The sequence below is a fragment of the Paenibacillus foliorum genome (assembly GCF_013141765.1).
Classification (GTDB): domain Bacteria; phylum Bacillota; class Bacilli; order Paenibacillales; family NBRC-103111; genus Paenibacillus_S; species Paenibacillus_S foliorum.
The window spans coordinates 154,677-168,792 of sequence record NZ_WHOD01000082.1; the positions used below are offsets into that span (position 1 = coordinate 154,677).

Genomic DNA, 14,116 nt, shown 5'->3' on the forward strand with positions numbered 1-14,116 from the left:
ATGAATGAACTATTCAGTTGACTCCGTACTTTGATCTAGTTCCCTGGGCCTGCGTACCTTACCTATTAACTTCTATGTTTGCCAATTTCTCATAGTAGCGAATCAAACTGCTGTGGTCGCAATCACCCATTCCATCAACCGCCAATGCCTGCATCATTTCCATGACAGCAGACGTAAGGGGGAGAGGTACGCCTACTTCGCGTGAGGTTTCCAAAACGTTGCTCAAGTCCTTTATGTGCAGATTGATACGGAAGCCCGGATCAAATTTACGGTCCATAACCAACGGCGCTTTAGCATCTAAGACGGTGCTGCCAGCCAATCCGCCACGGATCGCCTGATACACGAGCTCCGGCTGAACGCCTGCCTTGCTAGCGAGTACAAACGCTTCAGACATCGCAGCAATGTTAATGGCAACCACAACCTGATTGGCCAGTTTAGTCACATTCCCTGATCCGATGTCTCCTGTATGTATGACAGAGGCTGCCATTGCTTTTAACACATTGCAGCATTTATCGAATACTTCTTTCTTTCCGCCAACCATCACCGAAAGAGTTCCCTCGATCGCCTTAGGTTCTCCCCCGCTCACTGGAGCATCAAGCATTTCTATCCCTTTTTCCGCCAGCTTCCTCGCGATTTCCTGGCTGGTCAGAGGCGCTATCGAACTCATATCAATAACGACGGATCCCGATTTTGCCCCTTCTATCACACCATTCGGGCCCAAAACCACATTATTTACTTCCGGTGAATTCGGCAGCATGGTAATAATGACATCCACCTGTTGAGCCAAAGCTCTTGGTGTTGAGGCTGTCTGGGCTCCAGACGCTGCAAGCTCCGAACTATTTTTACTTGTATCGAGAACAACTAGTTCATAACCCGCTTTTAACAAGTTTATACTCATGGGTTTACCCATAATACCCAATCCGATGAATCCTACTTTCATATCACTTGGACCTCCTGATAATAAAATATTGAAATCATAAAGCCTGCTTGGATTAAAGAGCTCCCATTTGCTTCAAGATGTCAGCGAGCTTGCTTCTATTGATTTCAGAGCAACTCGTATTCGGTAAGATCGAGTTTCCCACTTCAAGACCGATGAGATTCATGGCCTCCTTGGTCACGACTGGAAAACTAGCGAGATTAAAAGCCATACGAAGCGGGGACAGCTTAAACTGGGCTTCCAGAGCACCTTGAAGATCGCCGGCCATGAACTTCTCATAGATCTCAACGACAAGTGCAGGCACAATATTCGCAGTCGATGCTACACACCCAACCGCACCGTATACCAAGGAGCCTAAGATCATGACATCCCTTCCCGCCATGACCTTAAATCCCCTATCTCGTGTTCTGCGGATATATTCTGCAGTTAAAGTTAAATCCCCACCGCTATCTTTCACTCCGATGATATTGGGAATATCCGCAAGACGTTCGATCAAGTTAGCAGAAATATTATTCCCTACGCGATCTGGGTTGTTATAAAGAAGTACCGGCAAGGCGGTCGATTCAGCTACTTTACGGAAATGTTGATACAATTCTTCTTCCGAAGGCGTCAGAAACATGGGAGGCAAAATAGTAATCGCCTGGGCATTTAGTGATTCGCCCATTCTGGCTAACTTCACACACTCCTTGGTCGTGATAGCACCGATCCCCATATAAACCGGTACCCGACCTGCAACCTGCTCGATCGTAATGCGAACTGCCCGTTCTTGCTGCTCATGATCCAGTCCATAAAATTCTCCGTTGCTGCCCAAAGATAGAATGCCGTGCACACCTCCTTTAATAACATGCTCTATGACCCTACGAAGCCCCTGTTCCTCCACACATTCTTCTGCATCAACCGGTGTAACGATCGGCGGAATAACTCCCTGAATAAAACTAGTATCCATTTTCGACTCTCCTTCGTCCTATTTCATCCTATTTATCTAACAAGGCAAGGCTGTTTGTTATCGAATTTCCAGCCTGGAATCAAACACTGCATCGCAATCGCATCATCGCGCGCTCCAAGCCCTTCCTTCTTGTAAAGCTGGTGAGCCTTCTCGATTTCAACCATATCAATCTCAATGCCTAGGCCCGGCTTATTCGGAACCGCTACCATACCTCCGACAATTTGAAACGGCTCTTTGGTGAGACGCTGCCCGTCCTGCCAAATCCAATGTGTATCGATTGCCGTGATTTTCCCCGGTGCTGCGGCAGCGACATGCGTAAACATTGCGAGCGATATATCAAAATGATTATTAGAATGCGATCCCCACGTCAGCCCCCATTCATGACACATTTGGGCTACTCGGACAGAGCCCTGCATTGTCCAGAAGTGCGGATCGGCAAGTGGAATATCGACCGAATTCAGTTGAATGGTGTGTCCCATCTGTCTCCAATCGGTGGCGATCATGTTCGTAGCTGTCGGTAGTCCAGTAGCACGTCGAAACTCAGCCAGCACCTCGCGTCCAGAATAGCCATTTTCAGCTCCGCAAGGATCTTCGGCATAAGCAAGAACATGGTGTTGATCACGACAAAGGCGAATTGCTTCAGCCAAAGACCACGCACCGTTGGGATCCAGCGTAATTCTTGCTTGCGGAAAATGTTCTGCTAGCGCGGTTACAGCCTCGATCTCCTCTTCTCCACGAAGCACGCCGCCCTTTAGTTTGAAATCGTTAAATCCATACCTCTTGTATGCCGCTTCAGCCAGCTTTACTACAGCTTCTGATGTGAGCGCTTCCTCATGACGCAATCGTGTCCAATCATCCGTGGCATCCTGCCCACTCAAGTAAGGAAGCTTCGATTTTTTACGGTCGCCGATATAGAACAAGTAACCCAACATCTCTACGCGGTCACGCTGCTGACCTTCGCCAAGAAGTGCAGCAACAGGAACACCGAGAAATTTCCCCAGAAGATCTAGCAGCGCAGCTTCCAAAGCTGTAACGGCGTGAATAGTGACGCGCAGATCGAAGGTTTGCAATCCACGTCCTCCAGAATCTCGATCAGCAAACTGCTTGCGTACTTTGGTAAGAATGTTATTGTATTGACCTATGGGTTGACCTATGACGAGCGCCCGTGCATCCTCTAGTGTTTGACGGATCTTTTCACCACCTGGAACCTCGCCAACCCCCGTCTGGCCAGTGTTATCTTTAATAATAATGATGTTGCGTGTAAAGAAAGGAGAATGTGCTCCGCTGAGATTAAACAGCATGCTATCATAGCCTGCCACAGGGATTACCTGCATGTCCATAATGATCGGTGTGCCTGAAAAACTGTTTTTCAGTTGCTCTTGTGTCATATTCTGCATAAAAGTGTTCTCTTCCCTTCAACTAATAATATAAAAACAAAGAAATGATTTGTATATATGTCATATTGTAAGACAAATTAAATTGTACGTCAATTTATTCTCTCATGACCAGATTAGATCACAAGATGCGTAAGAACTGTCTTGACTTCCACCACTCTGATAGGGACCCATCCGAACATTCCTTCCAGCAGCTCGCTCCACTCTCTCTCCCCCTCCTGCCACGGAACACATCCAGCACGGTATTCCACTCTGCCGTTAATGATATCGCCTTCCATCGGCGCTCTTCCGGCAAACCAAGGCTCCAGCATGCCTTCAGGCAGGCTGTAAGGGTGCCGCTTAATTTGATCGAATTCTACACAATTCGGCCCGCCGCCAAACAGAAAGATCAGCGGGTGTCCTTCGTAAAGAATCCCGGTTTCAGCCGCATACACATGATCTGGAATATACTGTAAATATTGTTTGAAGATTTTAACTTTCTAAAAAAATAAAGGAGCTGCAGCTGCAGCTCCTTTATTTTTTACATCTTTAGACAATACCCTACTCCAATTCCCTACTCGCTGCTACAGGCTCCTCCGGTTGGTACACTCGCTGATTGGTCGTCGTGCGCTTGCCTCCGTACTCTCCCAGCATCATACCCGCCCCTAGCGCGGTGCAGTCAAGTGGATCCTCCGCGATATGTACATGAACTCCTGTTTCCGCTTGAATGCGTTTATCGATCCCTTCCAATAAAGCGCCTCCTCCGCATAACAGTATGCCCTGCTCAATTACATCTCCCGCAAGCTCAGGAGGGCACTTATCCAACGTTGTCCTAATGGCTTCGACCAGCGTTTTGAAAAAATCATCCACCAGCAAGTAAATTTCTCCAGAGCTTATTCGGACTGATCGGGGCAAGCCACTAATCATATCACGTCCTCGAATATCGAGTGTTCGTTCTTCGGCAGAGGCATTAGCTGTTCCTATCTGTTTCTTTATTTCTTCGGCCGTTCGTTCTCCAATCTCCAAGCTGTACTGCCGTTTCACATAATCCATAATGTCCCTGTCTATTGACAAACCTGCCCGATGTACCGTATGACTTGCCACAATACCGCCTAACGACAAAACAGCTACTTGGCAGGTACCTCCGCCTATATCAAGCACCAAATGTCCGATTGGCTCATCAATTAAGAGTCCCGCTCCCAGCGCAGCGGCCAGTGGTTCTTCAACAGCAACAGCTCTTCTGGCCCCCTTATGGATGATGGTTTCCTCAACAGCCCGCTTTTGCACATTGGTTATGCCGCAAGGCACCGATATATATACTTGGGAGCTTCTTAGCAGCGACTTGCGTCCTTGGATTTTTTTGATAAAATGCTGCAGCATCCTGCTTGTCATGTCAATATTAGCGATAACGCCATTCGTTAAGGGATAAGTGATATCCACATAGCCGGGAGCTCGTCCAATCATCGCCTGCGCCTCAGCACCTACAGCCAGCAACTCACCCGTATTTTGGTTAACCGCTACTACAGACGGTTCGCTTAACACGATACCCTTACCCTTCTCATATATAACTGTGTTAGATGTACCAAGATCAATACCGTATAACTTATCAAATCGTTTTAACATACTAAATCTCTCCTCCCTCGTTCGAATACCGAAGCACGGCTTGGAGGCTGCTCAAACGGTTATTCTATAATATTCTTCATAACACTCCGTTTTGAGGGGGAGCTAGCCTTAATTCCCTGTATATTCCAAGAACATTTAACTAATCGACATGAATTTAGAAGCCTCAAATCTATCACAAACATCAAGCACCTAAGTACCCAGAAAGGGGCTTTCTCCAAGTTTCCCATGAAAATCAAATAACCTTAGCCCCGTGGAAATACGGACTAAGGTCTCCTATTTATTAGTATCTGCTTGTGGGGGAATTTCCGCTTCCGAGTACCGGACGGTTTACCAGGATGGAGGTTTCCTTTTAAAATAAACTCCATTCAAACTCGCCGGACAATTTCTCCAACAGATTCACACCTGCTACACTATTGCCCTTTTTATTTAAGGCAGGACCGACTACTCCAATGCCGTACCGACCGGGAACAATCGATAAAATACCACCTGACACACCGCTTTTGGCCGGTAGACCCACGTTGATTGCGAACTCGCCAGAAGCATTATACATACCGCATGTAGTCATAAAAACCTTGGCAATCTGAACATACCGTCGCGGGATGATTGATTTTCCTGTTGAAGGATCGATCCCCCCCAATGCCAATACCAGAGCCATTCGCGCCAGATCCGAGCAAGTGACCTTCACAGCACAATGACGAAAATAGATATCAAGTACATCCTCCACATTATCGTTTAGTATGCCTTTATCTTTAAGATAATAAGCCAATGATCGATTGAGATGCCCTGTATCCGATTCGGACTGATATACATCCAGGTCATAATCAAGTGTATCATTGCCAGCCAGCAGACGGAAAAACTGTAAGATCTTCGATGACCTTTCGTGAGGGCTATCCCCTCCGATTAACGAAGTGACAGCTATTGCCCCTGCATTGATCAACGGATTAAAGGGCCTGCTCGGCGCCACTAATTCCAGCTTCAGCATCGAGTTGAAATTATCTCCGGTTGGCTCCATCCCCACCTTGGAAAATACCGCAGCTTCCCCGTGTTCCATAAGCGCAATTATCAAAGTGAACACTTTCGAAATGCTCTGCATCGTAAATGAAAAGCTGCAATCTCCTGCCGCGACCGAGCCTCCAGCCGTATCCATAATGTAAATTCCCAATGTATCCCTTGGCGACTTGGCCAGCTCTGGAATGTATGCTGCAACCTTGCCTTGTACTGCCAGCTGCCGGCTCTCTTCAACCCATTGCGGAAGTAGCGATTTTATTTGTTCTAGTTCAATGGTATTCGCCATATTCGACCTTCCTCCTTATGCCGGCTTCATTTATTTTTAATAATAATGAAATGGAGCTAAGGAAGCAACGTCTTTATATCGTAAGCATTTACACATAGAAAAAACGGATAACTGAAAACAATCATAATATCGCATTAACTCCCTCACAGGTTTCTACGTAAATTAGAAGCTCTTTACAAAACAGATGTATCTAAGGAAAAAATGGCTGTGATGATCGCGGAAGAGAATTTAAAACTAGAGGGAAGCATTTAACGCGCAGATAGTTCCTTTATCGCCAGGGAAAGACAAAAAACAGAGAGATAACGGAAGTGCTAGTTCCTTTATCTCTCTGTTTTTTATAAATGGGCTTCTATTCCCCCAAATAAAGGAATTCCCACTTCCGCTATCGCCTTAAATGGGTGCCCGGAGATTGAATAAAGGAACTCTCAGTTCCGCTCAACCCCTTCCTTTATGTGCGGATCGGCTTGGTAACTAAGAGGTACTAATTATTTAACCGTCGTTTCTTTGCGGTATTGAAGTGGCGGGGTGCCTGTCTGCTTTTTAAACACTTTGCTAAAATAGTTCTCATCCTCGTACCCGATTTGATTGGAAATTTCATGAACTGACAGATTGGTATGGGATAATAGCGCTTTCGCCTTTTCGATTTTCATATCGGTCAAATAAGCTACTATCGTAGTATGGAACGTTTCCCTGAACTTCTTGGAAATGTACTGGGGACTGAAATGAAACTGCTCCGTAATTTCTTTCAATGAAATATTCTCGTGAAAATGGTTGTCCAAATAAGCGCGGATTTCATGAATATCTCCATTGCCAACGGAGGATGGCCTCATTTTATCGAGCAGCAGATGGATCTGTGAAATAAAGATTCGCTCCCATTCGCCCACGTCGCAGACCCATAGCGGTATGGACGGGGCTTTCATTGCTCCTGCCTGGGATGTGATCATCTGGCTGTAGCGGCCCAGTAACAGGTTGGCTTCCATCGTGCAGCGCTGAAGATCTTTAAGCAGCAGAGTCCCTCGGAACCTAAGCGCCTCAGCATGCTGCTGCACAATATCCGTCGCGAAGAGACGGTTGCCTGACTCGATGGCTCGTCGCAGCAAAATCTCATGCGACATCAAACTTGGCAGCGGCTTCTCGCTGCCTTCCGTACCTTTACTATCGCCAATATTCAGATGCAGCAGAGCATTCTGGGCTTCGCCGATCGCCTGATGAATATTTGTCAGGCGAGAAGTTCTCCCTTCGGCACCGATCAGGACATCCAATTGAATCGTATGCTTCCATGCCCGCTTCAGCCGCTCCAAATAAAACTTGAGATCCTGCTGGCCCGATCCCTTATCCGGAAAATCAAGCAGAAGCACCCATTGATAAGCATCCAATCTGCAAATATAGTGAACAGCCTGGCCGCTTAGGGAATACCCGGCTATGTTATCAATGGCGAATAAAAACAACTCGTCATCCATCATAAATCTCTTGTTCAGTACATGGGTCATATTCTGAGGAACTAGAATCAAACAACTAAAATCATATTGCCGTATACCGGTCTTATCGAACATTCTCTTGACCGTCTCTGTTAGCGGAATTTCATTACGAAAATAAGAAGCCAGCTTCTTCTCATCCAACAGCGCATCCGCTTTACGAACCAGATACTCCTTCTCTACATCCGCTTCTTTTGACTTTACCTTCTCCTGCCAAGCTGAGACTGCCTTGCTGAATGCTTCCTCCACATCCTTTTTCCTAAATGGCTTCAAGATATAATCGATTCCGTTCGCTTGTATGGTGGCACGTGTATACTCAAAATCATTATAGCCACTGATCACGATAACTTGAGTGTTCAGTCCCTCTTCTCTTATTCTTCTTAGCAGCTCCGTACCATTCATCACCGGCATCCTCATATCACAAAACAAAATATCAGGCTGATGTGCGGTCATAATTTCTAGCGCTTCCATCCCGTTCTCTGCCATATATTTATCCGTAACGCCAAATGCCTCCCAATCGACCGAGAGATCAATGCCTTCCCTTACGTGCTCTTCATCATCCACGATCAACACTTTCATTGCCTCTCCTCCTCTGTAAGGGGTAAGCTTAAAATAATTTCCGTTTTCTCATAGGGTTTGCTCGTTACAGTCCATCCGAAACGGTCTCCATACCTAATTCTTAGACGCTGCAGCACGTTAATCAAACCAATTCCCTCCTCCTCCTGAGGACGAAAGCGTTCTTCATTATACCTCTTCTTCAGCTTCTCTACGGTATCCCTGTCCATCCCTTGTCCATTATCCGCAACGCGGATCACAAGCACAGCCCCGACAGAAATCATGATGTCGATCCTTCCTGAGCCTGTCCCCTTTTCAATCCCATGAATAATGCTATTTTCTACCAGAGGCTGCAAAATCATTTTGGGAACCTGGATATTCAACGCTTCAGGTTCGCTAGTTATATGGAACGCCAGCTTGTTCTTGAATCGTCCTTCCTGTAGAGACAAATAATGCTCCATATGCGCAATTTCCTGCCTTAAGGGAACAACCTCCGTGTTGAAATCCATGCTGTATCTAAGAATCGCACCCAACTCAGATATCCTGTCGCTGATTTCCTCTATTTGATGACGCAATGCAAGTGTGTTAATCGATTGCAGCGCATTATACAGAAAATGAGGGTTGATTTGTGCTTGCAGCATTTTTAATTGTGCCGTCGAAAGCTCTATTCGATGCTGGTAATCCCGGATAATATATTCATTCAAGTTGCTGGCCATTAATTCAAACCGTGTTTCAAGTAGGCCTATCTCGTCCTCCCTGTGAGTGGTAGCCTCCAACCCGAAGTTTCCTGTCTCCACCCGGGCCATGTTGCGGACCAGCCGTTTGATAGGCACGATAGTGGAATAAGCGAGCAGGAATGCAAAGACAATGATTACTGCCAGTGCAGCAAATTGAATAGCTATGGACTGCTTTAACGTTTGCTCTGCTGCCCTATTAATAGAAGCCGAAGGAATAAATTTAATGATCGTCAGCGGATTTTCCAGAAACTGATCGGTTACATAAATAAATACGCCAGCCTCTCCCTTCCAATTGCCGAACCAATAGCCTTGCTTCTCACGAATGGAGCTCAATCCAGGGTGAATAGTTTCAAGCGATATTTGAGATTCTCCCTCCACTTGACTTGAAGTAAACAACAGTTGGTTTTTTTGGCCAAAATACATAAAATCAATCTCATGCTTGGGATCAAACATTTGTCTGTTCAACCGTTCAATTTCCGATAATGAGAAATAGACAGACACTAATCCGAACCAGGTCGGGCGAGGGAAATCCATCAGTTTCTTATGAACCGTTAGAAATCGATCGTTACCGATTTGTTTTACCTCAAAGCTGGGTAAATCATACCAATCCTCCTGCTTGCTCGACGGAAGAGAGGCTTTCCATGGAGCGTCGTACAAAGAAAAAGGAAGCTGATAATATTGTTGACCGGAACCCCCTGCGTACAAATGGACAATGCTGATTTCTGAACGTTGACTGTATAACGAGGCAATTTGCCGGTCGACGTACATATCCTGAGCGATATTGCTTTTTTCCTGCCGAAGATATTCCATCAAATCCGCATCATAATACCAGGAAAGAGAAATTTGATTTAGTTCTTTCAAATACTTCTTTATATTTTCCATCCCGATGGTCATCGAATTCTGATTCAGCTGAATATGGCTTGCTTGAATGGACTGGGAAGTGGAACGATAGGAAATGACATTGGAGAGTAAGAACGGTACAGCCGTGGCTAGAAGCATTAATATCAGCAGCCTGACGAACAAACTTTTCTTATACACGTGCTGTTCACCAACCCGTCATCAAAATTAGTGGAGATTTGATAGTTATATCAATAAAGACGGTTCCGGTAAATGGACAATATGAATGTAAACAAGGAATAATTTCTCTTCTTCCCCCAAAACACATAAATTATACGGCAAAAAGCGGTCTGACCCAAGGGTCAAACCGCTCTCTCAATAAATAACTACCGACTAATTCGGATTTTCCTCACCGCTCGCGTTTAAGCTTCCATCTATATCCTCATCGACAGGAGCTTTCTCGACGAATTCTTGATTATAATTGGGCAACACATTCTGCTGTAGATACGGTGACCCAATATATTTAGCCAAATACTGCTTACCGAATAGACCGTCATATTGCAGCTGCCTATATTTATCGACGTCTTCCTTGAGTGAATCGGGTACTGCTGGGTATAAATTCTGATTCGCATCCACTACCAGATTCCGGAGCATGCCCGGCATTTTCTGGGAAAGCTCTACATTGTACGCAAGCGTCTCTGGAAGCTGCATGCCCATATGGCTCAACATATACGCCCCCAGGAAGGAATTACTAAGCACTGGCAATTGCTCTTGAGGCAGATCTACATTAGACCATGTAACGAATGGCACACTATGCATCTTCTTCAATTCTTCAAGCGTCCAGTCCTGCGACTTGCCCGTCTGAATAAATCCGGCCTGAGTATACACATCATAATCATAACCAAGCATAGGCAGATGATCCCCATAAAAAACGATTACTGTAGGTTCACCCGTTTCATCGAAGTGATCAATCAGCTTTTGCAGGCTCGCATCCGCATCTTGAACGCCCTGTGTGTACGTTTCAAGAGTATCTTTTGCCTCCGGGGTTAGATTGCCCTCGACTTGAATGGGATTACTGCCGTAACGCTGATCATCGTATGGACCATGGTTTTGCATCGTTACCGTGTAGATGAACATCGGTTTATCCGTGCTGTCCACCTGCTGAATAATACTATTAGCTACCTCATCATCGGAGATGAAATCGCCTTTATATTGCGGATTGCTGAATTGATCTTTACTCATGAAGCTTTCAAAACCCATTTCTTTATATACATTCTCCCGGTTCCAGAACCAGCCCTCATAGGAATGAATGGCCATGCTTTTATAACCCTGCTCTTCAAAATATCCTGCAAGACTAGGTAACGGTTGGGAAATATATTGCTGGTAAGGTACAGAGCCTGCTGGGAGAAAGCTCATGGATTGCCCGGTTAGCACTTCATACTCCACGTTACTCGTACCGCCTCCGAATTGTGGTGAGAGCAGGTACCCGGATGTGGATTCCTGCTGCAGCCTGTGAACTGTAGGCGCTGGGTCTTCACTAAATGTCACATTTGGAAGCAGAGTTGGATCCCAGAAGGCTTCACTCATAATAAAAATAACGTTCGGCTGCTTCCCGTTAAATGGATCTGCTTTAGCCGATGCCGTCTGCAGCCCAGACTGATTCATCATCAGCATCTGCGCCAAATTCGCCATAGTTGGCTCATCATAGCCAGCTGGTTTCGGAACGATCGCATTTTTCACATTCATCGTAAAAGCGAGCGCCATCCCATTATTCCCATAATTTTCGGACTGATTCCACACAATCTCGTTTGCACCCATACGGTCCATGAAGCGGCTGGCCCAAGGTGCATTAACTCCAAAGGAGTAAACCGCAAACACCGCCACCAGACCAACTGCCACACGGGTCTTTATCCGCAGACGCAGTCGCGGCAACAAGAATGACATTAGGAGTAGCACAAATACTGCGCCCAGCATAGTTCCGATTCGCAGCAAAGCCGATTGGTTCGTTACCAAGGGCAGTACGTTCATACTCTCTTTATTAAGAAAAATGTCCCATGGAAAAAAAGGCTCTCCGATCAATTTTACCTTGAAATAGCTTATAAACGACATTGAACATAGCAACAGTATGGACAACGCGACCGAGGGCAATAAGTTACCCAACAGTGCATAAATCAATAAAAAAACAAATAAGTCCAGTAGAGCATTCATTGTAAACAGTTTGGGGTTCTGGATTAACCATGCCCACGTTTCATGTAAATTACCTCTTTGAATAAATTCCACGCCAAAAACCAAAACTAAAGGTACTACTGCACAGGCTAATACTATAAAGAAGGTACTCCACAGTCGATTTAGCGCAGGCCCTGCTTGCTTCCGCCTTCTTGGACGCATAGGTTTCTCACACTCCTATCCCGCGGTTCTCTTTCTCTATTTGCGGATAATTTTTGTTCATAAATCTAATTCCAACTCTACACCGAAGCTTCGTTCATTCGTTCTTATCATGTTTTAATAATTTAACGAATTGGCCCCGATACAAATAAGCAGCTGCCACATAGCCGCTTTTTATTCTTTTAATGATAACCAAGTAAACTTAATAAAACCTTAATATTTGCTGAATGTGAACTTAAAGTTGCCAAATAAATCACGTCACCCCTTGACTGTAAGCTTCGCTCATACCTAACAAATACATACATATTAATAGGAAAAAGGACTGAAGATCAATCGGGTTGTCCCTATTGATTTTCAATCCTTTAAACTATTTCGAGTTATGCTTCCCTTTTGGCTTGCCGTCCCTCTACACTTAAACGAGGACACGTATAGCAGTAGCCGTGAGAGGTATCCGTCTTATAAGCTAGACAGCACGCTACCTTCTGACGTATTAGCTCATCTGGATGCTGCATATGCTCAATCCAGTGAAACTCCAAGTCAAATGGGTTCCGCTTCAATCCGAGCTTCTCCACATTCAATTCATTCAGCAGTATTGCAAAGTCCTGTTCAATAACAGGCCGTCTTTCCGGTAATAAGGAAGCCTTTTGTAATAAGATATCTTTCTCATTATAGAGTCTTGTCGCGAATTGGGCCCACAGCTGGTTTTCTTTGGTAAGGGATGCGAGCGCAAGACCACCCATTATCGGACGCACAGTCTGTTCGTAAAAGGAGTTCAACACTTCGGAACGGGATGCCCCAGAAGTCTCTATCGACATGTCAGCACTGACAGCATCCCGCAGAACAAATGATACCTTCCTTCGTCCCTCCACCATTATGATTTGCAGCTTTAGCCGGTCAGGAGACAGTAGCAATACCGTATCATAAAGCGATAACGAGGCTTGCACAGCCGAGCAAACCATGCCGAACCAGCTGGACATATGATACGCCGCAATATCGGGCTTATCCGCGCGAATAATTAGCATAACCGCCTGAATAAGGCGCTTTGCTTTCTCCTCATCCAACAAGTCAGCGAGACTTGCTAATAATACCGACTGTGGATGCTCCTTTGTCATGAAATTATACTGCTTGTCGAGAAAGGCATAATCCATCCTATTATTCATTTAAATGACATTCCTTTCATTAGAGACATCCGCTAATTCCATAAACTCAGGAAATACAGGAGTGTCCGCGAGCAGTGATCTTGTATACGGATGCTTTGGATGATGAATAAGCTCATACACACCTGCTTCCTCTACAATCACTCCATGCTGAATAACCAATACTCGCTGACATAGCCCTGCCACTACAGCAATATCATGGGAAATGAACAAATAACTGACTTGACGATTGTGATGAAGCTCTTGAAGCAGGCTAATCATTTGAGCCTGAATGGAAACATCCAGAGCGGAGAGGCATTCATCCAGCACAAGTAGCTTCGGCTCTGGAGCAAGCACACGCGCCAGGCACACCCGCTGACATTGACCGGTGCTTAATTCATGCGGATAACGGTCCAAGTAATCGGTATTTAGTCCAACCGATAGAAGCAAGCTTTCCATTTTTCCAATGAACCCCTGCTTGTTAATACTCTTATGAAACTGATGAAGCGACTCCAACAAGCTCCTTCTTACCGTCCATGCTGGGTTTAGACTGTTTCGAGGGTCTTGAAATACCATTTGTATGTCTTGATGCGACATCCGCCTTACGGCTCGTTCCTTTAACGATCTACCATTCCAGAGCAGCTTTCCTGCATTCGCATTCTCCAATCCTGCCACGCAGCGGGCAATAGTGCTTTTTCCCGATCCCGACATCCCAATCAAACCGACAATTTCACCGGGACTGATCGAGAAGGATACTGAATCCAGCACTTTTTTTCCTTGATAGCTTTTTTGCAGACCTTCGATTACAAGCATTAAAT

At 45.5% G+C, this 14,116-nt stretch carries 11 protein-coding genes; all 11 read right to left on the reverse strand.

The genetic code is table 11. From position 1 onward, the window contains the following. Positions 1–58: 58 nt before the first annotated feature. The 11 genes from garR to GC093_RS22320 all read right to left on the reverse strand — a co-directional run bounded on the left by garR (position 59) and on the right by GC093_RS22320 (position 14,111). Positions 59–940, reverse strand: coding sequence for a 2-hydroxy-3-oxopropionate reductase (gene garR, locus GC093_RS22270; protein ID WP_171654099.1), 882 nt, complete (start codon positions 938–940; stop codon positions 59–61). 52 nt (positions 941–992) lie between these two features. Next, positions 993–1,883, reverse strand: a complete 891-nt coding sequence (gene dapA / locus GC093_RS22275) for a 4-hydroxy-tetrahydrodipicolinate synthase (RefSeq protein ID WP_171654100.1) — start codon at positions 1,881–1,883, stop codon at positions 993–995. A 32-nt stretch (positions 1,884–1,915) separates the two neighbouring features. Next, positions 1,916–3,280, reverse strand: a complete 1,365-nt coding sequence (gudD, locus tag GC093_RS22280) for a glucarate dehydratase (RefSeq protein ID WP_216624756.1) — start codon at positions 3,278–3,280, stop codon at positions 1,916–1,918. Between the two features lie 113 nt (positions 3,281–3,393). Then, the gene (locus GC093_RS22285) at positions 3,394–3,711 is read right to left on the reverse strand and encodes a hypothetical protein (protein ID WP_171654101.1); all 318 of its coding nucleotides are present in this window, start codon (positions 3,709–3,711) and stop codon (positions 3,394–3,396) included. Between the two features lie 106 nt (positions 3,712–3,817). After that, complete coding sequence (locus GC093_RS22290) at positions 3,818–4,879, reverse strand: rod shape-determining protein (protein WP_171654102.1); 1,062 nt, start codon at positions 4,877–4,879, stop codon at positions 3,818–3,820. Between the two features lie 349 nt (positions 4,880–5,228). Continuing rightward, positions 5,229–6,173 carry a glutaminase A gene (gene glsA, locus GC093_RS22295; RefSeq protein WP_171654103.1) on the reverse strand — a complete coding sequence of 315 codons (945 nt, stop codon included), beginning with the start codon at positions 6,171–6,173 and terminating at the stop codon, positions 5,229–5,231. Between the two features lie 485 nt (positions 6,174–6,658). Continuing rightward, on the reverse strand, positions 6,659–8,227 hold the full coding sequence (locus tag GC093_RS22300; RefSeq protein ID WP_171654104.1) for a response regulator transcription factor: 1,569 nt from the start codon (positions 8,225–8,227) through the stop codon (positions 6,659–6,661). Continuing rightward, entirely contained in the window at positions 8,224–9,978 is a 1,755-nt protein-coding gene (locus GC093_RS36675; protein WP_171654105.1) for a sensor histidine kinase, read from the reverse strand. The genes GC093_RS22300 and GC093_RS36675 overlap by 4 nt, the downstream gene beginning before the upstream one ends. A gap of 192 nt (positions 9,979–10,170) precedes the next feature. Further along, positions 10,171–12,165 carry an LTA synthase family protein gene (locus GC093_RS22310; RefSeq protein WP_171654106.1) on the reverse strand — a complete coding sequence of 665 codons (1,995 nt, stop codon included), beginning with the start codon at positions 12,163–12,165 and terminating at the stop codon, positions 10,171–10,173. A 374-nt stretch (positions 12,166–12,539) separates the two neighbouring features. Further along, on the reverse strand, positions 12,540–13,322 hold the full coding sequence (locus tag GC093_RS22315; RefSeq protein WP_171654107.1) for a (2Fe-2S)-binding protein: 783 nt from the start codon (positions 13,320–13,322) through the stop codon (positions 12,540–12,542). Then, a complete protein-coding gene (locus GC093_RS22320) occupies positions 13,323–14,111 on the reverse strand; it encodes an ABC transporter ATP-binding protein (RefSeq protein ID WP_171654108.1) in 789 nt (262 codons plus the stop codon). Between the last annotated feature and the right edge of the window lie 5 nt (positions 14,112–14,116).